At 34.4% G+C, this 23941-nt stretch carries 21 protein-coding genes and 2 tRNA genes; 9 read left to right on the top strand and 14 right to left on the bottom strand.

The window, feature by feature from the left end:
- Window positions 1-137: 137 nt before the first annotated feature.
- Together VW161_RS05205 and VW161_RS05200 are read right to left on the bottom strand one after the other, a co-directional pair.
- Window positions 138-209 (bottom strand) — tRNA-Val (locus tag VW161_RS05205).
- Window positions 210-335: 126 nt separating this feature from the next.
- Window positions 336-407: transfer RNA gene (locus tag VW161_RS05200), tRNA-Val, on the bottom strand.
- A 308-nt stretch (window positions 408-715) separates the two neighbouring features.
- Between VW161_RS05200 and VW161_RS05195 the strand changes: the two genes are divergently transcribed.
- Complete coding sequence (locus VW161_RS05195; RefSeq protein WP_304087217.1) at window positions 716-1639, top strand: branched-chain amino acid transaminase; 924 nt, start codon at window positions 716-718, stop codon at window positions 1637-1639.
- A gap of 81 nt (window positions 1640-1720) precedes the next feature.
- Window positions 1721-2545 carry an undecaprenyl-diphosphate phosphatase gene (locus VW161_RS05190; protein ID WP_304087215.1) on the top strand — a complete coding sequence of 275 codons (825 nt, stop codon included), beginning with the start codon at window positions 1721-1723 and terminating at the stop codon, window positions 2543-2545.
- Between the two features lie 288 nt (window positions 2546-2833).
- Here VW161_RS05190 and VW161_RS05185 read toward each other — a convergent pair whose 3' ends face one another.
- Complete coding sequence (locus VW161_RS05185) at window positions 2834-3835, bottom strand: methanogenesis marker 12 protein (RefSeq protein WP_304102456.1); 1002 nt, start codon at window positions 3833-3835, stop codon at window positions 2834-2836.
- Window positions 3836-4046: 211 nt separating this feature from the next.
- On the bottom strand, window positions 4047-5042 hold the full coding sequence (ilvC, locus tag VW161_RS05180) for a ketol-acid reductoisomerase (protein ID WP_304102458.1): 996 nt from the start codon (window positions 5040-5042) through the stop codon (window positions 4047-4049).
- 429 nt (window positions 5043-5471) lie between these two features.
- Between ilvC and VW161_RS05175 the strand changes: the two genes are divergently transcribed.
- Complete coding sequence (locus VW161_RS05175) at window positions 5472-5948, top strand: MarR family winged helix-turn-helix transcriptional regulator (protein ID WP_304087210.1); 477 nt, start codon at window positions 5472-5474, stop codon at window positions 5946-5948.
- A 118-nt stretch (window positions 5949-6066) separates the two neighbouring features.
- A complete protein-coding gene (locus VW161_RS05170; RefSeq protein ID WP_304102461.1) occupies window positions 6067-7467 on the top strand; it encodes an MATE family efflux transporter in 1401 nt (466 codons plus the stop codon).
- 265 nt (window positions 7468-7732) lie between these two features.
- On the opposite strand, the gene ilvN is transcribed toward VW161_RS05170, so the two are convergent.
- Both ilvN and VW161_RS05160 read right to left on the bottom strand, forming a co-directional pair.
- Entirely contained in the window at window positions 7733-8224 is a 492-nt protein-coding gene (gene ilvN, locus VW161_RS05165) for an acetolactate synthase small subunit (RefSeq protein ID WP_304102464.1), read from the bottom strand.
- Window position 8225: 1 nt separating this feature from the next.
- Window positions 8226-9968 (bottom strand): acetolactate synthase large subunit, encoded by a 1743-nt coding sequence (locus tag VW161_RS05160; RefSeq protein ID WP_325192763.1) that lies wholly within the window; start codon window positions 9966-9968, stop codon window positions 8226-8228.
- 274 nt (window positions 9969-10242) lie between these two features.
- Here VW161_RS05160 and purD point away from each other — a divergent pair, with 274 nt between their 5' ends.
- The 5 genes from purD to VW161_RS05135 all read left to right on the top strand — a co-directional run bounded on the left by purD (window position 10243) and on the right by VW161_RS05135 (window position 15625).
- Window positions 10243-11559 (top strand): phosphoribosylamine--glycine ligase, encoded by a 1317-nt coding sequence (gene purD, locus VW161_RS05155; RefSeq protein ID WP_304104967.1) that lies wholly within the window; start codon window positions 10243-10245, stop codon window positions 11557-11559.
- Window positions 11560-11681: 122 nt separating this feature from the next.
- A complete protein-coding gene (locus VW161_RS05150) occupies window positions 11682-12665 on the top strand; it encodes a hypothetical protein (protein WP_304092768.1) in 984 nt (327 codons plus the stop codon).
- A 239-nt stretch (window positions 12666-12904) separates the two neighbouring features.
- On the top strand, window positions 12905-13822 hold the full coding sequence (gene argF / locus VW161_RS05145) for an ornithine carbamoyltransferase (protein WP_304087200.1): 918 nt from the start codon (window positions 12905-12907) through the stop codon (window positions 13820-13822).
- A gap of 112 nt (window positions 13823-13934) precedes the next feature.
- A complete protein-coding gene (locus tag VW161_RS05140) occupies window positions 13935-14921 on the top strand; it encodes a tetratricopeptide repeat protein (protein ID WP_304087198.1) in 987 nt (328 codons plus the stop codon).
- Window positions 14922-14968: 47 nt separating this feature from the next.
- Window positions 14969-15625 carry a queuosine precursor transporter gene (locus VW161_RS05135; protein ID WP_304087196.1) on the top strand — a complete coding sequence of 219 codons (657 nt, stop codon included), beginning with the start codon at window positions 14969-14971 and terminating at the stop codon, window positions 15623-15625.
- Window positions 15626-15774: 149 nt separating this feature from the next.
- On the opposite strand, the gene argS is transcribed toward VW161_RS05135, so the two are convergent.
- The 8 genes from argS to hcp all read right to left on the bottom strand — a co-directional run bounded on the left by argS (window position 15775) and on the right by hcp (window position 23758).
- Entirely contained in the window at window positions 15775-17496 is a 1722-nt protein-coding gene (argS, locus tag VW161_RS05130) for an arginine--tRNA ligase (RefSeq protein WP_304087193.1), read from the bottom strand.
- Between the two features lie 210 nt (window positions 17497-17706).
- Entirely contained in the window at window positions 17707-18126 is a 420-nt protein-coding gene (locus VW161_RS05125) for a signal peptidase I (RefSeq protein WP_439778611.1), read from the bottom strand.
- A gap of 199 nt (window positions 18127-18325) precedes the next feature.
- On the bottom strand, window positions 18326-18502 hold the full coding sequence (locus VW161_RS05120; RefSeq protein ID WP_304092773.1) for a hypothetical protein: 177 nt from the start codon (window positions 18500-18502) through the stop codon (window positions 18326-18328).
- The gene (locus VW161_RS05115) at window positions 18477-18872 is read right to left on the bottom strand and encodes a DUF3795 domain-containing protein (protein ID WP_304087186.1); all 396 of its coding nucleotides are present in this window, start codon (window positions 18870-18872) and stop codon (window positions 18477-18479) included. The genes VW161_RS05120 and VW161_RS05115 overlap by 26 nt, the downstream gene beginning before the upstream one ends.
- A gap of 65 nt (window positions 18873-18937) precedes the next feature.
- Complete coding sequence (locus VW161_RS05110; protein ID WP_325192761.1) at window positions 18938-20086, bottom strand: aldo/keto reductase; 1149 nt, start codon at window positions 20084-20086, stop codon at window positions 18938-18940.
- Window positions 20087-20212: 126 nt separating this feature from the next.
- Window positions 20213-21868 (bottom strand): dihydroxy-acid dehydratase, encoded by a 1656-nt coding sequence (gene ilvD, locus VW161_RS05105; RefSeq protein ID WP_304087182.1) that lies wholly within the window; start codon window positions 21866-21868, stop codon window positions 20213-20215.
- A gap of 200 nt (window positions 21869-22068) precedes the next feature.
- Entirely contained in the window at window positions 22069-22392 is a 324-nt protein-coding gene (locus VW161_RS05100; RefSeq protein ID WP_304087180.1) for a cupin domain-containing protein, read from the bottom strand.
- A 67-nt stretch (window positions 22393-22459) separates the two neighbouring features.
- A complete protein-coding gene (gene hcp, locus VW161_RS05095) occupies window positions 22460-23758 on the bottom strand; it encodes a hydroxylamine reductase (protein WP_304087178.1) in 1299 nt (432 codons plus the stop codon).
- Window positions 23759-23941 lie beyond the last annotated feature (183 nt).

Below are 23941 nucleotides of genomic sequence, written 5' to 3'. Positions count from 1 at the left end.
TTTTATCTGATTTTTAAAATAAGTTTTTTAAAAAAAATAATTATTCCATCATTAACGAACATATGAATGAGAACTAAAAATAGCTAATTAAAAAGAAATGGATGATAAAAAACTTCAAAATAAAAAAAGTTGATAAGTGGTTCCGACGAGATTCGAACTCGTGATCCTCTCGTTGTAAGCGAGATATCATACCCCTAGACCACGGAACCATTGCAAAAAAATAGAATTAAAGTTTTTAAAAAAATTAATTCAAAAAATAAAGTCAAAAGAAAATTTTTTCAAAAAATGAAAAAATTTTGGTCAGGGTTTTGAGTAATACTCAAAACGCTGGAGAGTGGTTCCGACGAGATTCGAACTCGTGATCCTCTCGTTGTAAGCGAGATATCATACCCCTAGACCACGGAACCATACTACATAATAAGTATTGTTAACATCTTATTTAAAACTTTCGATGGAAAAGATTTGAAATAAAAATCATTAATGAATTTTGAAAAAATAAGCGAAAAATGAATAAAAAACAAAAATATCTTATGGAAAATCTTTATAATAAGCAATATATTTAAAATATAAGAAATAAATAACTAATAAAGGAATTATTTTTTAAAAACTATTAATCGGCCAAATAGCTGATTAAATAAAACAATCCCTTAAATTAACTACATTAACACAAAATTTGACATTGAATAAATACTTTTAAAAAACAAAAGGTGAAAAAATGGCATTTGATGAAAATTTAAAAGTTTGGATGGATGGAGAATTTGTAGCATTAAAAGATGCTAAAATCAGCGTTCTCTCCCACGTAGTCCACTATGGGACTGCAGTATTCGAAGGTATAAGATGTTATGAAACTGAAAATGGACCTGCTGTATTCCGTTTAAAAGAACACGTACAAAGATTATTTGATTCCGCTAAAATTTACAAAATGGAAATTCCATTTACTCAAGAAGAAATCTGTGATGCAATCATAGAAACCATTAAGGAAAACAACTTAAAAAGCTGTTACATCAGACCAATTACCTACAGAGGATTTGGTGAATTAGGTGTAAACCCATTAAACTGTCCTGTAAATACAACCATTGCTGTATGGGAATGGGGAGCATACATTGGAGAAGAGGAAATGGAACAAGGTGCAAACATCGGCATTTCCACTTGGAGAAAACCAGCACCAGGTACCTTACCTGTACTTGCAAAAGCTGCAGCTAACTACATGAACTCCCAGCTTGCTAACTTGGAAGCAGGAGAACATGGATACGATGAAGCTATTCAATTAGATTATCACGGACATGTTGCAGAAGGTAGTGGAGAAAACATTTTCATCGTAGAAAATGGTAAAATCATCACTCCAGATTTAGGTTCCTCCATCCTTAGAGGAATTACCAGAGACAGTATCATGACCATTGCAAAAGACTTAGGATATGAAGTTTCTGAAGAAACCATCTCAAGAGAAAGATTATACTTAGCTGACGAAGTGTTCTTCACTGGAAGTGCAGCAGAAGTTACTCCAATCCGTGCAATTGACAACAGACAAATTGGTATTGGATCAAGAGGCCCTGTAACTAAAGAATTACAAGAAAAATACTTCGATGCAGTATATGGAAAATCTGAAGACATTCATAATTGGTTAACTTATGTCGAATAGACATGAGTTAATTAAATTTTTTTAAAACTTCTTAAAACTTAACTGATTTAAAAAACTATAAAAAATAAACGAGGTGAAATAATGGATATTTTTCAAGCAATAATCATTGGACTTGTCCAAGGATTAACTGAATTTCTGCCTGTTAGCAGTTCTGCTCATTTGATCTTTGCCCAACAAGCACTAGGGGTGAGCGATGTAGGGCTTGCTTTTGATGTATTGATGCATGTAGGAACCCTTGTAGCTGTAATAGTGTATTTCTTTAATGATATTGTAAATATGATTAAAGGATTCCTATTAAGTCTTGTTGATTTAAAGAATGGAAATTTCATTGAAGAAATCAAAAAAGACCCTTACAAGAAATTGTCTTGGCTTACAATATTGGCTACCATACCTGTAGGTGTTGTAGGAGCACTCTTTAACGATTCAATCGAATCAATGTTTCAGGGATTGACTATACCTGCATTCCTACTTTTAGTAACCGGTTGTCTTTTATATGTATCCCAAAGAATGAACAGCGGCAGAATAGATGTTAGAAACCTTACCATTAAAGAAGCTCTCATCATAGGATGCGGACAAGCATTAGCTGTATTGCCAGGACTTTCCCGTTCAGGTACTACAATAGCTACTGGATTGTTTGCAGGATTGGATAAGGAATTTGCTGCAAAATTCAGTTTCATCTTATCAATTCCAGCAATCTTAGGTGCAGCGGTTTTCCAACTTAAGGATTTAAGCGGAGGAAGTGTTGAAATAGGTGCTTGCATTGCAGGATTTGTAGTTGCAGTTATTTCAGGATACTTAGCTATAAGCGTATTGCTCAAGATCGTTAGAGAAAAAAGCTTGGACATATTCGCATACTACTGTTGGATTGTAGGAATAATAGTGTTGATTGGTAGTTTAATACTTTAATCAACTTTAAAAAAAAAAGTTAGAGAATATTCTCTAAATTTTACTATTTTTATTTTTTATTTATTTCAAAATTTTATTATATGCTCATTTTAAAAATTATTATATCCTTATTAGAAAATAGCTATTTTTAATTTTCTATTGTAGAAAAAATTTTAGATAAAAAAAGGAAAATAATAAGTTTTTTAATAAAATAAAAATTTTAAACTCTTTTTTAAAAAAAAAATGAAAAATTGAAAAATAAGGAAAAAATAATTTAAAAAAAATATATGGTATATAATTTGTATACAATTAAAGCTCAACTTTTATACCCATGATTTCTCTTTTTCCATGAGCAATATCCCTTGCTATTTGTGCTGCACCAATAGCTCCGGATTCACTTGAAATGATCTTGGTTTGGTACTTGTTCTTGAAGTACTTGTTCAACTCTTTTTCAAAATCTACAGGATCTTTCATTGAACCCATGGACCCTGTAAGAACAATTCCCTCAATCTCATTTTTGCTTACTGCAATCAATCCTGCAATCTCCATAGCTACAGTCATTATCATGGTGTCAATAGCAAGCTTTGCTTTCTCATCACCATTTCTGTAATTGTTTAAAAGCTCATCCTTCATGAAAGCAACCTTATTGTCAATTCCAGCTATCTTTATAGCGCCAGCGTGTGAGAAGCATTCGTTTGCAGTGCGTTTTCCATCATCAATATCTCTAATCATTTCTAAATCGAGAGGTCCATGAACAACTCCCATAGCACCGCAACATGCATCAATAGCTCCCTTGATTATGCCATCCTCAACAAGCAAGTCAACACTATTGGAACTGATGTCTGCTACAATCATGTTTTCCCAATTGGTTTCAAGATAAGCGTTGTAGACAATGCTTATTTTTTCAGGGCTTGCATGATGGGAATAGGCTGCTCTGAATAATGGGCCTAGCCACTCGCAATTCTTATGGATTCCTGGAATCATCAATACAGGCAAATTGGCATTTTCAATTTCTGAATACACGGATGTTCCTCCACCAGTTACCTTACCTGCACCTCCAATTGAAAGGATTCCTCTGTTTTCAACCCTTTCCATTGGAAGAATGGTGCTGATTCCATCTCCCATTGCATAAGTGATAATCATTAATTCAATATCATCCAAATCTACACGCTTGGACAATTCTTCAATAGCTGACACTTTTCCAGCCTTACTATCTTCACGAGATATCTTAAAAACATCAAGAACTTGGCTCTCATTCATTATAGCAAATGAAATACCGGTAGTTCCATGATCCATACCTACATATACCATTTTAATCACAAATTTAGAATTAAATTAAAAAAATCTAGACTAATCTTTAGTTAATTTAGATATATTTGGCATAGTTTAAAAACTTTTATATAAATATTTAAAAAGCAGGAAGTTTTTAAAAGTTTGAAAACAATCAAAAATAGATAAAAATATTGTAAAAATAATAAAAATAGTTAAAAGTAGTTAAAAAGAAAAAAATAAAGAAGAGAAATTATTCGTCTTCTTTTTGTAATCCACAAGCAATTCTTAATCTTTTACCGACAACTTCGATGTCTTCTCTTTCTTCAGCAGCTCTCATTTCTTTTAAGTTTGCTGCATCAGTTGCGTTTTCATCCTCAAATTGTTTTTTGAATGTTCCATCTTGGATTTCAGTTAAGATTGCTTTCATTTCAGCTTTAGTAGCATCAGTGATAATTCTGTCACCTCTGGTTAATCCACCGTATTCAGCAGTGTTACTTACATCATGCCACATTCCAGCCATACCGTTTTCGTAGATGTCATCTACAATGAGTTTTACTTCATGACAGGTTTCAAAGTAAGCGATTTCAGGTTGGTAACCTGCTTCCACTAAAGTTTCAAATCCTGCTTTTATAAGTGCACTGAGTCCACCGCATAATACCGCTTGTTCACCGAACAAGTCAGTTTCAGTTTCTTCTTGGAAGGTGGTTTCAATTACACCTGCTCTGGTAAGACCAACAGCTTTTGCCATACCTAATGCAATTTGCAATGCGTCACCGGTAGCATCTTGTTCAATAGCTACTAAACCAGGAATACCGAAACCGTCTAAGTAGGTGGTTCTTACTCTAGATCCAGGCCCTTTAGGTGCAAACATTACAATGTTTACGTCTTCTCCAGGTTGGATTAATCCAAAGTGAATGTTGTAACCGTGAGAGAATGAAATAGTGTTTCCAGCTTCAACATAAGGAGCGATTTGTTCTTTGTAAACTTTTTCTTGGGTTTCATCTGGTAATAAGATGTGAATAATGTCTGCAGCTTCAGCAGCTTCTTCAATAGTTTTTACATTCATTCCATCATCAACAGCTTTTTGCCAGGATGAACCTCCTTCTCTAAGACCGACAATTACATTTAATCCACTGTCAGCCATGTTTCTAGATTGACCACGTCCTTGACTTCCGTAACCGATTACAGCAATGGTTTTGTCTGCAACGACTTCTGCGTCAACATCGTCATCATAATACATTTTCATTTTTAAGACTCCTATAAGTTTTTTAATAATTTTATAAAATTAATAGCAATGATTTATCGTAATTTTAAAACAATAAATCAATATATTCAATAGAGAAATTAGTTTATTGAAATATTTACTAATTTTAGTATTAAATATAACATTAATATATTTAATTTAATAGTTTATAAAACTTATTAAATTGGAATTTTATAAGAGTTTTTCAATGAAGATTTTAGAAATAATGGGAATTGAAGGAAATCATTAATGAAATTAAAGAATTATTTAACTTAAATAATTTAACTATTGCATATACAATTGTTGTTAATGCAACAGTTTATATACCATGAAATCCATAATATAAAAATGCTTATTGATTTTAATATTAAAAAACCTATTAAAAAACAGAAAAAAAAGATAAATGATTCTCAAAAGGAATTGGGAGAGAATATGTCTTTGGAAAAATTTAAAGAAAAGAATGCGTTGGAATTTCCACTTGGAAAGCTCATTACAATAATTGCAAGAGGCCATATCTTTTATTTGAATCACCGCCTAGAAGATTTGAACATAAACGCTTCACAATTACATACACTATTTGAAATAAAATGCTCCAACGGAATAAACCAAGACGAAATAGCTAAAAGATGCAATGTCGATAAAGGTTCCGTAGCAAGATCCTTAAGAAAATTAGAAGACAAGGAACTTATTGTAAAGGAAATTGATGAAAACAACAGACGTCAAAATAAAATTTCTTTAACCTCAAAAGGAGAATATGTGATTGAAGAATCATTGAAAATTCTAGATGATTGGGAAAATGAGATATTCAAGGAAGTGGATGATGAAGAAAAAAGGGTATTGCAAGAGTTTTTGAAGGATACTGCTATAAAAACAATATCTTTGAATATGGAAATAAAAAACAGCAAGTAAGCCAAAAGAGTTGAAATATCTCTAATCAGTGAATTAATAACTACATAAAAATTAAAGATCATTAAGAATAAATAGAATTAGAAAATAAGAAGATATAAAAATTTGTAAGGGGAACATTATGTCAGAAAATGTAGAAAAGAATGATAATATTAAAATGATTACTGGGGACCCTAAAAGGGCTATAAGAAAGCTAAGTGTCCCCATGATGATCTCAATGCTTTTAATCATGATGTATAACATAGCAGACAGCATATGGGTTGCAGGCCTTGGTGCAGACGCATTGGCAGCAATAGGATTTATTACTCCTCTATTCACCATACTTGTAGGACTTGGAAACGGTATAGGGGCCGGTGCCAATTCACTCATTGCACGTTACATTGGTGCAAATGACTTTTCCGAGGCAAACAATGCAGGCCTTCATGCAATTTTACTGTCAATTATTGTAAGTGCAATATTCACATTCATCATGATTGGTGCAATGGTGCCTATTCTCGAACTTATGGGAGCAGGAGATTCAATTCAATATGCTCTTGATTATGGGTACATCATATTCGGATTCCTTTTCATATTCGTTTTTTCTGGAGTGGAATCTGCAATATTCCGGTCCGAAGGGGATATGAGAAGAGCAACCATAGCAATTGCTGTAACAGCCATATTAAATATAATATTGGATCCAATATTCATTTACTATCTGAATTTTGGAATAACCGGAGCTGCATGGGCAACCATAATATCATGTACAATATCAGTATTAGTTATGAGTTATTGGATATGGGGTAAAAAAGATTTATTCCTTGATTTAAGCCCTAAAAACTTTCATTATAGCACTAAAATTATTTTAGACTCCCTTCAGGTAGCAATTCCATCCACACTTGAAAACGTGATCTTTTCAGCTCTTGCAATAATAATCAATTCCATGCTCGTGATTGTAGCAGGAACAAGTGCTGTGGCAGTTTATACAGCATCCATGAGAATTGTGCAACTAACCATGATTCCATTGATAGGTATTGGTACAGCTGTGCTTACAGTAACTGGAGTGGCTTATGGTGCCCACAATTATGAAAACCTAAAGACAGGACATAGCTACTCAATAAAAATAGGATTTGCCATATCAATTGCACTTGGGGCTATCATGGTATTATTCTCCAATCAAATAGCAGGGGCTTTCAGTTACACATCTGCAAGTGCGGCCCTTGCACCACAGATAGCAACTGCAATAAGCGTTTTAAGCCTATTTGTGCTTGCCATTCCTCACGGTATAATGTCTTCAATGATGTTTCAAGGAGTGGGAAAAGGAATATACTCCTTTATCATTACCGTGCTTAGGTCACTTATAGCCGAAACTGTATTCGCTTACATATTCTGTTTCATATTTGGATGGGGGCTAATTGGAATATATGCAGGTGTTGTATTCGGATGTTTCGTTGGGGGAACTGTTGGATACATCTGGGCCAAATTCTTTATCCACAAGTTTAAAGGAATATGTGAAGATAGATACGGAAGCATAGAAACACAATAGTTATAATAAATAGTTTGCTCTCTTCCAAACTGTTTATTTATTCCCATTCTTGAAAAACTTATAAAAAAAACTAAAAAATAATCTAAAACTAGTTTTAAAATAAAAATAATTTCAAAAGATCATTAAAAACATAGAAAATAAAATAATTTTTAAAAATTATTGATTTAATTTTAAAAAAATAAAAAAAGTAGTTCGGAGCATTTACTCCAACTATTAAACTATTTTTTGGCCAAGGTTTTTAGCCGAAGGCTAAAACGCTTGGGCATTAGTGATGACCTCTTGCAATAGCAGTAGGTCCAGTACGAGCTATTTTCTTGATTCCGAATGGCTTAAGCAATCTTAAGAAGGAATCAATCTTTTCAGGATTGCCTGTAACTTCCATTGTAATGAAATCATCACATACATCAATGATTTTTGCCTTGAAAATATCTGCATACTCTATAATCTCAGACCTTGATCTTTCCCTAGTTGTCTTAACTTTAACTAAACAAAGCTCTCTTTTTAAAACATAATCAGGGTCAAGATCCTTGATTTTGACAACATCAACAAGCTTGTGCAATTGCTTGATGACCTGTTCCAAGACCTTTTCATCACCTTTTACAACGAAAACCATTCTAGCCAAGCCTTCAACTTCAGATGTTCCTACAGTAATGCTGTCAATATTGAATCCACGTCTATTCAATAATCCTGCAACATTTTGAAGTACGCCTGGCTTGTGTTCAACTAAAGTGCTGATAACATGAGATTTTTCGCTCATTCTATTTTCCTCCTTCTGCATATTGAGAATCTTTAGAAAGCTCTTCATCATCTAAATAATCAACATCACTTTCATATTTATACTCACCAAGAAGGTCATTTATGCCTCCACCTGGTGGGAACATTGGAATGAACTCATTCTTCTCAACAGTAATGTCTACTAAAATAGCTTCATTATCTTTCAATGCTTTGGATAAGACCTCTTGAGTCTTGTCAACTTCTTCAACCCGTACTGCATTGATACCATAACTTTCAGCTAATTTAACAAAATCAGGAGTGCTTCCCATATCGGTTTGGGAGTATCTTTGATTGTACATCTTGTTTTGCCATTGGTAAACCATTCCTAATTTTCTGTTGTTTAACATAGCGATAACTACAGGAATGTCATACTCCTTGATTGTAGCCAATTCTTGGGAAACCATAAGGAATCCTCCATCACCTACAATTGCAAGCACTGCATCATCAGGACATGCAACCTTTGCACCAATAGCTGCTGGGAAACCGAATCCCATAGTTCCAAGACCACCTGAAGATATGAACTTGCGAGGTTTTGAAATGTCCAAGAAATGTGCTGCCCACATTTGGTGAAGACCTACATCAGTTGTTACAATGGTATCTTCAGTGATTGAGTTTGCAATTTCCTTGATTACCTGTTGAGGTTTTAATGGAATATCATCATAACTTACTCTTGGTATTGTAGATTTCTTGAATTCTACAATAGAATTTAACCAAGCATTCTTATCGCTTGGTTTTGCTTCAAGCTCTTTAATCAATTGATTTAATACAATCTTTGCATCACCTACAATAGGCAAGTCTACAGCAACATTCTTACCAATCTCTGCTGGATCAATGTCAATGTGGATAACCTTAGCGTTAGGTATGAACTCATCCAGTTTACCGGTAGTTCTGTCAGAGAATCTGCAACCAATTGCAAGAAGGCAATCTGTTTTATTGATATTTTGGTTAGCCACTTGCTTTCCATGCATACCCAACATTCCCATGGACAAGTCATCCTTCTCATCAACAATGCCTTTACCCATTAATGTGGTTGCTATAGGAGCATTGATCAATTCAGCAAGTTTCTTGACTTCCTCATCAGCACCTGATAATATGGTACCTCCACCTGCTAAAATGAATGGCTTATCTGCTTCAAGAAGCATTTTAGCAGCTTTTGCAATTTGTTTAGAATTACCTTTCACAGTAGGTTTATAACCAGGAGTTGGAATTGTTCCCAATACGTAATCATCCAATTCTTGCTCTTGCACTTCCTTAGGAACATCAATTAATACAGGTCCGCATCTGCCAGTTGAAGCTATTTCCAAACTGGTATTGATGATGCTTGGAATATCGTTTGCGTCTTTTGGCTGATAGGAATGTTTAGTGATAGGCATTGTAATACCCATAATGTCTACTTCCTGGAATGCATCATTACCGATTAAATTACTTACAACCTGTCCAGTAATTGCAATAAGTGGAGATGAATCCATATATGCATTTGCAATACCAGTGACCAAATTGGTTGCACCCGGCCCGGAAGTAGCTAAACAGACACCAACTTTACCAGAAGCTCTTGCATAACCTTCTGCAGCATGTGCTGCACATTGTTCATGTCTAACAAGTATATGCCTTAAGTCTGAATCATATAGCATGTCATAAAATGGAATTACGGTACCTCCAGGGTAACCGAAAATGGTGTCAACACCTTTATCCATTAAAGCTTTAATAATAGCGTCTCCGCCTCTCATTTTCAACCATCCTTTTCATTTAATAAATTCAATAATCATGATTTTAATTTTTGAAATCCTGTTTTGAAAAAACAAGAAATTTTCAAAAAATCTTATTCAATAATTTGTAATATAATAATATATATCCTAAGATAGATATAAATATTAACATATGTTTTTTAAAAAATATATACTAATAAAAACATAAAACATAATAATAAGGATTTTAATTTTTTTATTGACATGAAAAATTAATCTGAAATTTAAACTCAAAACTCTTGAATGGAGATTAAAAATGAAAGTATTAGTTGTTGGAACCGGTGCAAGAGAACATGCAATCTGTGATGCATTGATAAAAGATGATGTAGAATTATATGCTTACATGAGCAAGAACAATCCTGGAATCAGTAAAATATCCACTTTTAAGAAAGGAGATGAAGGAGAAGTTGATGAAGTGGCTAAATTCGCAAAGGAAAATGGAATCGAATTGGCTGTAATCGGACCTGAAGCTCCTCTTGGAAAAGGAATTGTAAATGCTCTTGAAGCGGTTGGAGTCCCTTGTGTTGGACCAGCACAAGAATCTGCAAGAATTGAAACTGACAAATCATTTATGAGAAACCTCTTTGAAAAATACCAAATCAAAGGATCATTGACCTACAAGGTATTTGATAACTATGAAGACATCAGTGCTTTCCTTGATGAATATGAAAAGGACGTTGTAGTGAAACCTGTAGGATTGACTGGTGGTAAAGGTGTAAAAATCGTAGGTGACCACCTTAAAGATAATCAAGATGCAAAAGCTTATGCAAAGGAAGTTATGGATAATGCAATGGGAGGATTTGCACAAGTGATCATTGAAGAGAAAGTTGTTGGAGAGGAGTTCACCATCCAAGCATTCTGTGATGGAGAAAACTTAGCTCCAATGCCTGCAGCTCAAGACCACCCTCATGCTTTTGAAAATGACCAAGGATTGATCACTGGTGGAATGGGTTCATACTCTGATGTTGGAGGATTGTTGCCATTCATGACTCAAGAGGATTATGATGAAGCTGTTGACATCATGAAAGAGACCTTAAAGGCAATAGCTAAGGAAACCACTCCTTACAAAGGAATTCTTTACGGTCAATTCATGTTATCAAATGAAGGCCCTAAATTAATTGAATACAACGCAAGATTCGGTGACCCTGAAGCAATGAACGTTCTTCCACTTTTAAAAACTTCAATGCTTGACATCTGTAAGGACATCGTTGCAGGAAATCTCAGCGAAGTTGAATTTGAAGACTTGGCTTCTGTGTGCAAATACATAGTACCTGACGGATATCCAGACACTCCTCATGCAGGAGAGCTCATTGAAGTGGATGAGGAAGCTATTGAAGCGCTCGGTGCAAAAGTCTTCTATGCAGCTGTAAGCCAAGAGGAAGATGGAATCCATCTTTCAGGTTCAAGAGCTTTAGGAATTGTTGCTCAAGGAGAAACCATTGCTGAAGCTGAAAAAATAGCTGAAGAAGCTTGTAATATAGTTAAAGGAAATGTTTACCATAGAAGAGACGTTGGAACTGCAGCTTTAATCCAAAAACGTATCGATCATATGGAAGCAATCAGAAACGAATAAGCTTTTAATCTGTTTTAGATTGATAGCTAAAGGTTAATTAGTTATTCATTAACTAATTAACAACTAATACTAGATATAACTTTAGATTATAAATATTTAAAACAATTAATTCGGTGATTTTTATGTCTAAATCAGCAAAGTCTATAAATGCAACCTTGAAAAAGGTAAAGAAATTAGAAAGACAAGGAAAATACCAAAAGGCATTGAAGCTTTGTGACGAATATTTAGACAGCACTATCGCTGAAACCCTGATTTTATTGAAAATAGATCTCCTTGTTGAATATTACAATAACAATAATTTTGTAGGATTGATAAATGAATACAAAATCAAGTTAACTCATTTTTTAGAAGAAGGCCAAGAGATAGAGCTTTTGAAAATCTACAATACTCTTGACAATTATCTTGAACTCAAAACCCAAAACTTGGCAAATGAAGGCATCGTAAAATCTTATCTTGCTGGTGGATTGTTGATTGATAATCTGGAAACCATTTTGGTCTTGAATGAAATGGTCAAGGACAATTATGAAAGCATAAAGAATGATGATGAGTTCATTGAAAACAAGGTGCCTCAAGAGTTAAAGAACTTTGTGGAAAACGTTTCTAAAACATCCTATCAATACCTTGAACTCATTCTAGAAAATCCTAGAGAGCAAATAGCAAGTTCCAATTTCAATCTCGATGCAATCAAATCTAAATTGAGACAATTCCTTGAACCTAAAAAAGAAGATGGCGAATTGGATTCAACTGAAGATAGAATTGATGAATCATTACCTGAAATTAGAAAAGAGGAAGAATATGGAGAAATTTCAAATGAAATATCTGAGATTGAAGAGAAAAGTGTAGTTACTTTAGGAGAAATAATCAACCCTATAGAGAAGGATGATGAGGACATTCTAGAAACAGAGGATAAGACAGAATTTGCTAAAGAATACAGCATTGAGGAAGAAATACAAGGCCTTAAAGAAATCATTTCATATTTGAATGACAAGAATCAGTTCAAGAAAGCTTTGATATATCAAAGACGACTTGTTAAATTAGCAAGAGAGGAAAACATAAAACCACATCGTGAAGCTGATTTGAAGCAAAGAACACTTTCTGACTTTTAATGTGATTGTCAGAAAATACTTTAATCTATTTTTAATGAGTGTAATCATTAATTTTTTACCCTTATTTCCAGCTATTTTTTTAGTATTTTATAAAAAGCATACGCTTTAAAGTGATAAGTTTTAATATTATTAAAAATAAATATTTAATTTTATTATACTGAAAATTAACATAAAGCCAATGTGCTATTAATTTTTTAGTGAATTTTTAAGATTTAAATAATTTTTATGAAGGAGTCTAAATGAGAAGTCTATTATCAGTAAGTGATATTGAAGATGAGGTCACTAGAATCTTAGATATTGCAAGTGACTTCAAAGAAGGTAAAATGGAGGAAAAGCCTCTAAAAGATCAAAAGTTAGCAATGATTTTCCAAAAATCATCTACTAGAACAAGAGTTTCCTTTGAAGTTGGAATGTATGAGTTAGGTGGAACTGCATTGTTCCTTTCCACTAACGATATCCAATTGGGAAGAGGAGAACCTATCAAGGATACTGCAAAAGTACTATCCAGATTCGTTGATGCAATCATGATTAGAGCTATTGAACACGATGATGTCATCGAACTTAGGGATGAAGCAGATGTTCCAATTATTAACGGTTTAACCAATCTTGAACACCCTTGTCAAGCTTTGGCAGACATGTTGACTGTCAAGGAACACAAAGGTGGATTTGATGGAAAATTCGTTTATGTAGGTGATGGAAACAATGTATGCAACTCACTTTTATTGATTTGCGGATGCTTAGGAATGGACATGGCTGTCGCTTGTCCAGATGAATACAAGCCAAATGCAGAAATTGTAGCTAAAGCAGAAGAATATGCAAAAGCAAACAATTCCACAATCACAATCACAAGTGATGTGAAAGCTGCTGTAAGCGGCGCAGATGTTATCTATACTGACGTTTGGGTAAGTATGGGAGATGAAGCTGAAGCTGAAAAAAGAAGAGCTGACTTTAAGGAATATCAAGTAAATCAGGAACTTATCGATTTAGCAGATGATGATGTGATCTTCATGCACTGCTTGCCTGCAATCAGGGGAGAAGAGGTAAGCGCTGAAGTGATTGACGGCCCTCACTCTGTAGTGTATGACCAAGCTGAAAACAGAATGCATGCACAAAAAGGAGTATTGTACTACTTCTTGAAAGAATTGCAAAACCAATAATCAATCTGATTTAGGAATAAAACATCTGATTAGACAATTTGACGACTCCATAATCATTTAAAAAATTTTCAAAAAACAATTTAATTATAGTATTTAGGAAAAGGGTGGAAACATGGACTTTAATGACCCTGCATTAGAACACTTAGTGAACAAAATTACAATTGCACTCCAAGAAAACAATAGGGAAGAGGCAGCAAGATACATGGATATCATCATTGAAGAGTATCCTGAAGTGGCAAACATATTAATGAACTCTATAGAATTCCAAACATTGATGGCTGAAAATGAGGAAATAGCTGAAAACGAATCTCATGCATTAAGTGACGAAGACATCATCAAGCCTGGAAACAGTATGGAAATCGATGAGCAAAGAGTCATTGATGACATGAACGCAATGTTGGATATTGAGCCTACAACTGCTCAGGAATTCATTCAAAAAGGAACTGTCTTGACTATTACCGAGCAATTTGAAGATGCTTTAGACTGTTTCAATAATGCATTGGAATTAGATCCGAATAACCTTTCTGCATTAATTTCAAAAGGAAACACTTACGAACTTATGGAAAATTACGAAGAGGCTTCCAAGGTTTATGACATTGTTATGGATGTGGAAGTAAGTGGAATTTACGATTTAATGAGTAAAGGATACGTCCTTGAAAATCATCAAAGATTTGATGACGCTTTACAAACCTATAATAAGGCTCTCAAATCTGACAAAAACAATTCAAACATTCTATTTTTAAAAGGAAGCTGTTTAATCAAGCTTCAAAAGCATAAGGAAGCTGTTCAAACCTTAGATAAATGCATTGAAAGATACAGCGACAACCCATACGAAACAATTTTCGAATTGGAAAATGCATACCACAACAAAGGTGTTGCATTGCATGCCTTAGAGGAAGATGACGAAGCTCTTGAAGCATTCTCTCTTGCACTTGGAATCAATCCAAACTATCACTACTCCTATTATGAGATTGGAATAATCCAAGAGGACAGGGAGAAATATGAAAGCGCTTTGAAAAACTATGAAAAATTCCTTGAATTCGACAACACTGACTCTGAAGTAGTGGAAGCGAAAGAAAGAGTAGAGAAATTGATATAATATTATCAAATTTTTGGCAAAATTATATTTTAAATATGGGTGGTAATGTGAGTTTTTTGAAAAATAAGCCAAGCCAAATGGAATTATATCCAATAATCACTGCATTATTTTGCGGATGCCTTATAATTTCAAATATTCTTGCTTCAAAAACATTTTCATTATATGATATAATATTGCCATGCGGCGTTGTCATATTCCCACTTGTATATATTGTTGGAGATGTGCTAACTGAAATCTATGGATTTACACTTGCAAAAAGAACCATTTATTTAGGTTTTATAATAAATTTAATAGCTACCATAGCATATCAGATAGCAATATTTTTACCGGGAACAGATCTTGCGACTTCAAATGCATTCAGCATTATTTTGGGAAGCACTCCAAGGATATTGATTGCCAGTTTAATATCATATCTTGTAGGGTCTTACGTAAACGCTTATTTTATGAAAATACTAAAGGAAAAATACACAGATTACTTATTTGCAAGATGTTCAATAAGCACATTGTTCGGTGAAGGATTGGATGCAATAATCTTCATTACAATTGCATTTGCAGGATTAATGCCTAATGAGGTTTTAATTACAATGATAATCTGCCAAGGGGCATTTAAAATAATTTATGAAATCATTGTATATCCAATAACCAGAACTGTAATCAATTGGATAAAATCCTTAGATGATGCACCACTCGCAAAAATAGCTTAAAATCCAACATCATCATAAAAATATAAAAAATATAAATTAAATCTATTTTTGAAAATTAATAAAAAAAGTAGTTGAAGAGCATATCACTCCCAACTATAGGAAAAAATTTTGATCAAACTTTTGCGAGTCGAAGACTTGGAAAAGTTTGGCTACATTAACTCAGGAGCATTAACTCCTAAGATATCCAATGCATTTCTTAAGGTGATTCTAGCCTTTTCAACTAAAATCAATCTTGCACTTTCCACATCAGAACCGATAACTTGTTCTGATTTATAGAATCTGTTAAATGCACCAGCTAAATCTTGGCAGTATTGAGCAATTGGATGAACTCTTTTTATGCTAGCTGAATCTTCAATCAAGCTAGGGAATTTAGCAATCAATTTTACCAATTCTTTCTCATTGTCATCCAATGACCAGTTTTCTTCAGCTTGGAGACTTGCTAAATCAATGCCTTTTTCTTCTTGAGCTTTTCTAAGTAATTTGCAAGCTCTTGCATGAGCGTATTGAATTGAAGCACAACCTCTTTCAAAGCTTAAAGCCTCATCCCATTTGAAAGTGATGTGTTTCTCTGGGGATAATCTTGCAATGTAATATCTGATTGCACCGATACCAATCTCTTCAGCAATCTCATCAATGGTTTCCTCATCGAGATCTGGTCTTCTTGATACAATTTCTTCCTTAGCTCTCTTTACAGCTTCATCCATCAATTCATCAACAGATATGAATACTCCTCTTCTTGTAGACATGGAACCTTCAGGCAAGGTAATGAATTCATAGAAGATGACTTCCATCTTGTCACTGTTAGGTTCAATCTCTTCGAGTATTTCAAGAGCAAGTTCCACTTGCCTTGCAGCTAACTTATGGTCAGAACCGAAGATATCCAATACCTTATCGCATTTCTTGCATTTGTAAATGTGGTATGCAATGTCTCTTGTAGAATATAAACTTGTTCCATCAGCTCTTCTTAAGACAAGATGCTTGTCAATACCATACTCAGTTAAATCCAAGTACAAAACATCCTCTTTTCTTGCATATCCTATTTCATACAATTCATTGGTGATCTTGTCAACGATGCCTGTCCTTACGAATTGACCTTCCCAAACGAATGCATCATGCTTTACATTCATTCTCTTCAAGGTTTCCTTTACCCCATCAAGACAGCTGTTTACAGCATATTCGAACTTTTCGTCAAGTTCAGATGGACCGCCTTCATATTTTCTGATTGTTGCATCTACGCCTTCACCTAAGGACTCATCCTCTTGGAGCATTTGATTGACTTTAAAGTATAATTCACCAACCTTGTGGTCGATTTTTTCAGCTGGCTGATCTTCAAGTTTCAATCCAAGCTCTTCCATACCGAAAACAATCATAGCCAATTGTCTTCCCATATCGTTTACATAGTATTGGGTATCCACTTCTCTACCTGCAGTGGTTAAAAGTCTTCTGAGTGAGTCCCCTAAAACAGAGTTTCTGATGTGGCCAATATGCAATGGCCCATTAGGGTTAGCTGAAGTGTGTTCCAAAATGATCTTTTCATCAACTTTTGGAAGTGCACCGTAATCATCATCTACAGAATCCAACAATTGCTTTGCAAAGATATCGTGATTGATGAAGAAGTTAACATAAGGGCCGGTAGCTTCCACTTTTGCAAATATTTCAGGAAGTTCTATTTTTTCTATAACTTCAGGAGCAATTAAATTTGGAGCCTTTCTTAAATGTTTAGCCAATTGGAATGAAACTGTACTGGCTAAATCACCTAACTCTGGATTAGGTGGAAACTCCAATTTAATTTCATCTTCAAAATCACAGTCAAATTGATCAACTGCTTTTTTTAAAGCTTCTTGAGCTTCAGATTTTATTTTAAAGTACATATAAACACCGATAAATATAAGTTTTCAATTAATTGAAAATGGATTCCATTAAAACCTTATAAAATAACTTTCAAGATAGACAAAAACTAAATCCATTTTCTATAAAAAATTATTATTAAAATAATAAAAATAACGATTAATTAAAATTGATTTAAGATATGAAACTATTATTTAAATTGCCATATACCCAATATAATTAATCATGAAATATTAAAGTCCTCTTATCCATATGGAGAGGTATCCTATTTTAGGAATAATTACAGGTTGACCATTAAAAGTTAAAACCCTAGAGGTAATTTGACCTTCAGTTACCCAATAAGGATCGGCAACATCATTATTATCCCCTTTTATCTTAAAGACTGTAGTGCCATTTATTTGGCCTTTTTCAATCACTCTGTGAATAACAGGTCCCTCATGCCAAGCTGCATTGTAGACTACAATGTCTCCAACTTCAACTTCAGCAGGATTGAACTCCTGCAATCCGAGTAAGTTTGCTTTTTCAAGCACTACAATATCTCCCCTATACATAACAGGTTCCATACTGCCGGATACAACCACATTCAAGTGTTGTGCAGCAATAAGAACAAAAATGATAAGGACAATATAAACTGCTATTTCTTTTAAATTTATATCCAAAATAACACCTTTTCATATTTTAATTATTAAGATAATTATAAAAATTAAAAATTTCCTTTTCAATCGAAAAATTTTTAATACTATTATAATATGAATAGTATATAATCTAAAATATTTAAATTTAATTAAAAATAGAGATAAATAAAAATAGTTATTAAAAAATAACTATTGAAAAATAAAAAAATAGAAAAAATTATTTACGTAATTTAAGCACGATATTTCTCTTTTCTGCAATATCATTTAAAAGACCTTTCATTGAATCTGATTTATCGGATAAATCCATACCTTCAGTCAATTCATCTGATTGATTTAATACAACATTTAAATCATCCACTTCAAGCAAATTAACTGCAAGGCAGAAAAAACACATCCCTATGGCCAATATCATACTCTTTCAATAGCTTATTGAGAATTGCATTCTTTTCAATTTGCTCTTTATGATAGTTTTCAATCCCTATCCTTTTTGCTTTCTCCATATCCTTTTTCTGATTCAAATGAGAAATAAGAGAGTCATGCAAATCAACCCCATCATACTTTCGACAAGGGTACTCTTCACATTCAAAACAGTAATCCAAGTTTCCATGCTCGATGCTACAGGGAGCAAATTCACATATCTTGTAACAGGAACTGCCTTCACGACAACCTGTACATCCCCCACGAATGAACATAGGACATAAGCTACAATTGAGACCACATAGTGAAAATAAAATGTCATCTCTTAAGAATCTTTTCTCAGCCATACATAAAACTCCCTTAATTTCTTAGATTTCACAAATAAGAAACTTTATTTAATTAATTCAAATCATTATTGGAACAATTCCTTAGCATTATCCATTATTTCAACAATACCCACATTGAATGGGCATCTTTCTTCGCAGTTTCCACAGGCAATGCAATCAGAAGCATTGTAGGCTAAATCATTATAATGAGCCTTGATGGATTGTGGAACTTCATCATGATGCCTTGCAAGGTCATAGAACTTGTTCACCATTGCGATATTGATGTTTTCAGTGCATGGTGCACAGTGGCCGCAATAAGTGCATTGGCCTTCATAAGAGTTTTTAGGTGCATTCACGAGAACTGAGGCATAATCCTTTCCCTTATGACTTGCAGTTTCATATGCAATTGCATCTTCCATTTCCTTGACATCATTTGCACCAACCATTATTGATGCAACTGCAGGCCGGCTAAGACAATAATCAATACATTGTATAGGTGTGAGCGCTACACCAAATGGAGAATCCTCATCTCTAAGCAATCTGCCTCCAGCATATCCTTTCATAACTACAAGAGGAATGTCCTTTTCCTTACAAACTTGATATAATTCCGCTCTTTCAGGTGCAAGACCCTCCAATTCCTTGTTTTTATAGGTATCATCCTCAATGTAAACAGCTATGTCATTAATGGATGCCAACATGTCAAATGCAGGATTTATGCTGAACATGATGAGCTCTATATCCTCAACTTCAGTAGCTAAAAGCGCAACGGTAGGGCTGTGGGTGCTTATTCCAATATGTTTTATTACACCGTCTTCCTTTTGCTGTCTCACATACTTGATGAATTCACCGTTCATTATGTTCTCAAAATCCTCTACCTCATCAACATAATGAATCATACCGAAATCAAGGTAATCTATTTGAAAACGTTCCATAAAGTCTTCAAACGCTGGAATGACCTTATCCATTTCACGTGTACGAACATATTGGCCATCTTGCCAAGTGGAACCGAAATGGCCTTGGATGATCCAATCTTTCCTTGTGTCCTTAATGGCTATCCCAATATTGGTCCTTACATTAGGTTCACTCATCCAACAGTCAAGGAAGTTTACGCCTTCGCTGTGACAATAATCGATCAATTCCCTTGATTCCTCCAATGTTTTGCCTTGAAGCCATTCAGCACCAAAACCTATTTCACTTACCTTAAGCCCTGTTTTTCCTAATTTTCTATATTTCATTGATTAACCCCTTAATGCATTTTTAAAGTATGAAATATTTCATTATTAACTCCATTTACTTTTCTATAATATACGAATAAATTAAAATTTTATAAAAAAAATAAAGAGAAAATAAAAAGAAAAAAGCTATCTTAAAATAGCTCCTTCATCTGCAGAGGAGACTGAACGTCTGTAGATGTTTAACCATCCTTTGACCTTTTTCTCAGGTAAATCTGCATTTGCAATTCTTTCCTTGATTTCCTCATCAGACAATTCAACATTCAAGTTACCGTTTGTGATGTCTATTTCAATTATGTCTCCATCCTTCAATGCTGCAATTGGTCCACCACTCATCGCTTCAGGAGATACGTGACCTATGCAAGGACCTCTGGTCCCTCCAGAGAAACGACCGTCTGTAATGAGACCTACATTCTTGATGCCCATTCCCATGATAGCGGAAGTTGGGTTAAGCATTTCTCTCATTCCAGGACCTCCTTTTGGACCTTCACATCTGATTACAAGAATGTCTCCTTCCTTAAGCTCATGATTGAAAATAGCTTCAACTGCATCTTCTTCACTATTATAGACTTTAGCAGGTCCTTTTAGTTGCATCATGTCTTCAGGTACAGCAGCAGATTTTACAATTGAACCATTTGGAGCGAGATTTCCTTTAAGTACAGTAAGTCCCCCAGCTTCGTGAATAGGATCATCAAGTGTGTGAATGACACCATTTCCAGTGACTTTTGCATCTTTCAAGTTTTCTTTTAAGGTTTTTCCAGTACAGGTCATGACTGAAGTGTCTAATTTAGACTCTATTGTTTTCAATACTGCAGGAATTCCTCCATCAGCATGCAAATCTGCCATGGTATCTTCACCTGCAGGGGATAAGAGGGCAATATGAGCAACCTTATCACTGATTTCATCAAATAAGTCCAAGTCTGCATGAACTCCTTTCTCTTCAAGTTCATATGCAATAGCTGGAATATGCAATGCTGTGTTACTTGATCCACCAAGAGCCATATCCATTGCAATAGCGTTTTCAAATGCCGCTTGGGTCATGATGTCAGATGGCTTTAAGCCTTCTTTTACCATTTCCACAATTCTTTTACCGCTAGCTACAGCCAATTCCTTTTTCTTATCACTTAATGCAAGAGCTGTAGCGCAAGTAGGCAAGCTCATACCAAGAGTTTCAGTGATACATGCCATAGTGTTTGCAGTGAATAATCCAGAACAGCTTCCAGCTCCAGGACATGCGCAACATTCCAATTCATATAGTTCCTCTTCAGTAATCTTTCCAGAGGACAATTCACCAACCGCCTCAAATACAGTGATCAAATCTGCATTCTTATCATTATATTTTCCTGGTTCCATTGGTCCGCCAGTTACAAAGATGGATGGAACATCAAGCCTTGCAGCAGCCATTAACATACCCGGAACAACCTTATCACAGCTTGGTATCATTACAAGACCGTCAAAGCAATGCCCCATGGCCATGCTCTCTACAGTGTTTACAACAATTTCACGAGAAGCGAGTGAATATTTCATACCGTCGTGGTTCATTGCAATACCGTCACAGATAGCCATGGTATCGAATTCAAATGGAATTCCTCCAGCTGCTCTAATACCTTCCTTTACATATTCCACTAATTCCCTTAAGTGAATATGACCAGGTACAATGTCTGTATAACTGTTTGCAATACCAATGAATGGTTTTTCAAAATCATCATCCTTCAATCCACAAGCACGTAAAAGAGATCTGTGCGGTGCTCTTTGGACTCCTGCCTTTACTTTATCACTGTTCATAATTATCATCCGTTAAAAAATTGTAAATTAGTTAAAATAATTTTTTAAATTTAAAATCAATGATTTAAAGATTTTACTAATTATTTATTAGTAATTAATCTTTATTAAATTTAATTTAAAATAGTTTAAAAATAGTAATTAAAAAGAGTTGAGATAAAAGATAAGAATAAATCTTGAAAAAAAGAAAAAATTGATTAAATCTAATCTGATTTAATCATGGTTAAAACCATTTTATATGGTTCGTTAACTGCTTGCAAGGCATGTGGGACATTTGCAGGCATGATTAGGAATTCACCTTTCTTGACTGTGTGAGGTTCTCCAGCCAATGTGATTTCCGCTTCACCATCGATTATTTGAACCATAGCATCAAAAGGAGCGCTATGTTCACTTAATCCTTGTCCTTTGTCAAATGCAAATACAGTTACAGTACCAAGTTCCTTTTTGATAATTTCCATGCTCACAACAGAGCCTTCCTGATATTCAATCAAGCTTTCCATTTCGATTGGTTTTCCTTTTAAATCCATAGTTTTATCTCCTTTTAATTTAACTAATCAGATATTTGTTTTTCAAAAAATAAAAAATATGGGAAAATTATCCCATTATTTTCTTTATATCCTCTTTTGGAGTAGATATTGGAGTCAAGTTGAAGTTTTCAACTAAAACATTCAATATGTCCTCATTAGCCCAAGCAGGAAGAACCGGTCCAATGAACATATCGGTTTTTCCAAGGTATAACAAGGTCCAAAGGATAGCGGCTGCCTTTTGTTCCATCCAACTTAATACAATGGTAAGAGGCAATTCATTCAATTCCATTTCAAATAATTCACATAATGCTACAGCAAGATCAATAGCTACGATAGCATCATTACATTGGCCTAAATCCAATAGTCTTGGAATTCCTTCAATGTCTCCTAAGTCAAGATCGTTGAATCTGAACTTGTTACAAGCTAGGGTTAATACAATTGTATCTTCTGGCAATTCCTGTACGAATTCTCTGTAATAGCTCATTCTTGGGTTTGGAGTGTCACATCCAGCAACAAGGAAGAATCTTTTTATTTTACCTGAAAGCACTAATTCCTTGATTTGAGGTGCTAAGGATAAAATAGTGCTTAAACCGAAACCAGTAGTTACAGTAGTGAGCTCTTCAGCTCCCAATCCGCCTAATTCAATAGCTTTGTCGATTAAAGGCTTGAAGTCATAATCTTCAATAACCTGTGCACCAGGGATTTTTACGATATCCATAGTGAACAATCTTTCAGCATACTCAGGTTTTGGCAAAAGCACACAGTTGGTAGTACCTAAGATTGCTGCATTGTACTGGGAGAATATTTTCTTTTGATCAATCCAAGCTCCACCGATTTGACCTGCTAAAGATTCATACTTATTCAACTCTGGGTAACCATGTGCAGGCAACATTTCACTGTGAGTGTAAACCTTTACATCGGTTCCTTCAGTTTGTTTTAATAACTCTTCTAAAGCCTTTAAGTCGTGACCGGTTACAATGATTGCTGGCCCTTCCTGTGCACCGACTTTTACTTCAGTTGGAACTGGTTCACCAAAGTTTTTGATGTGAGCTTCCTTAAGCATCTTCATGACCTTAAAGTTAGCTTCACCAGCATCAAGTCCTAACTGAACCAAATCAGCAACATCAAAGTTTACGTTTGTTAATGTTGAGTATAATCCTTTGGTTAAAAATTCATCTACAGAGTCATCATGGACTCCTAGTTCATTGCAGTGGTAGTTGTAGGCAGATATACCTTTCATTGCAAAGATTAAATTGTCTTGAAGTCTTGCAACAGTACCATTTTTACCGCATACCCCTGCATTTGTACATGCACTGCCTCTTGCAGTTTGGGAACATTGATAACAAAACATGTTGAAATCACTCATATAACACACATCCTTTTTCTAATTCTTTATAAAATTTATCCATTTTAGATAACAATTTTACATCTCTCAAAGACTAGAAAATAGAAATTTAATTAACAACATAGTTTTATTAAAATCAATAAATAGGCCTAAATAAGAATTTTAATATCAAGCTTTTCAATAGCTTAAATAGTTGCTTAAAGA

Origin of the sequence: Methanobrevibacter ruminantium, from assembly GCF_016294135.1 — an archaeon.
In the GTDB taxonomy this organism is placed as follows: Archaea; Methanobacteriota; Methanobacteria; order Methanobacteriales; family Methanobacteriaceae; genus Methanobrevibacter; species Methanobrevibacter ruminantium_A.
The sequence above is the reverse complement of the archived record's forward strand: the minus strand, read 5'-3'. Positions and strand labels throughout refer to the sequence as shown.

Bases quoted from the DNA above. Each gene is read 5' to 3' on its own strand.
- purD (WP_304104967.1), top strand. From the start codon at position 10,243: ATGAAAGTATTAGTTGTTGGAACCGGTGCAAGAGAACATGCAATCTGT.
- VW161_RS05170 (WP_304102461.1), top strand. From the start codon at position 6,067: ATGTCAGAAAATGTAGAAAAGAATGATAATATTAAAATGATTACTGGG.
- hcp (WP_304087178.1), bottom strand. From the start codon at position 23,758: ATGAGTGATTTCAACATGTTTTGTTATCAATGTTCCCAAACTGCAAGA.
- VW161_RS05185 (WP_304102456.1), bottom strand. From the start codon at position 3,835: ATGGTATATGTAGGTATGGATCATGGAACTACCGGTATTTCATTTGCT.
- VW161_RS05175 (WP_304087210.1), top strand. From the start codon at position 5,472: ATGTCTTTGGAAAAATTTAAAGAAAAGAATGCGTTGGAATTTCCACTT.
- VW161_RS05110 (WP_325192761.1), bottom strand. From the start codon at position 20,086: ATGAAATATAGAAAATTAGGAAAAACAGGGCTTAAGGTAAGTGAAATA.
- ilvD (WP_304087182.1), bottom strand. From the start codon at position 21,868: ATGAACAGTGATAAAGTAAAGGCAGGAGTCCAAAGAGCACCGCACAGA.
- VW161_RS05140 (WP_304087198.1), top strand. From the start codon at position 13,935: ATGGACTTTAATGACCCTGCATTAGAACACTTAGTGAACAAAATTACA.
- VW161_RS05195 (WP_304087217.1), top strand. From the start codon at position 716: ATGGCATTTGATGAAAATTTAAAAGTTTGGATGGATGGAGAATTTGTA.
- VW161_RS05100 (WP_304087180.1), bottom strand. From the start codon at position 22,392: ATGGATTTAAAAGGAAAACCAATCGAAATGGAAAGCTTGATTGAATAT.
- argS (WP_304087193.1), bottom strand. From the start codon at position 17,496: ATGTACTTTAAAATAAAATCTGAAGCTCAAGAAGCTTTAAAAAAAGCA.
- VW161_RS05150 (WP_304092768.1), top strand. From the start codon at position 11,682: ATGTCTAAATCAGCAAAGTCTATAAATGCAACCTTGAAAAAGGTAAAG.
- VW161_RS05190 (WP_304087215.1), top strand. From the start codon at position 1,721: ATGGATATTTTTCAAGCAATAATCATTGGACTTGTCCAAGGATTAACT.
- ilvC (WP_304102458.1), bottom strand. From the start codon at position 5,042: ATGAAAATGTATTATGATGACGATGTTGACGCAGAAGTCGTTGCAGAC.
- ilvN (WP_304102464.1), bottom strand. From the start codon at position 8,224: ATGAGCGAAAAATCTCATGTTATCAGCACTTTAGTTGAACACAAGCCA.
- argF (WP_304087200.1), top strand. From the start codon at position 12,905: ATGAGAAGTCTATTATCAGTAAGTGATATTGAAGATGAGGTCACTAGA.
- VW161_RS05120 (WP_304092773.1), bottom strand. From the start codon at position 18,502: ATGTGTTTTTTCTGCCTTGCAGTTAATTTGCTTGAAGTGGATGATTTA.
- VW161_RS05160 (WP_325192763.1), bottom strand. From the start codon at position 9,968: ATGAGAGGCGGAGACGCTATTATTAAAGCTTTAATGGATAAAGGTGTT.
- VW161_RS05115 (WP_304087186.1), bottom strand. From the start codon at position 18,872: ATGGCTGAGAAAAGATTCTTAAGAGATGACATTTTATTTTCACTATGT.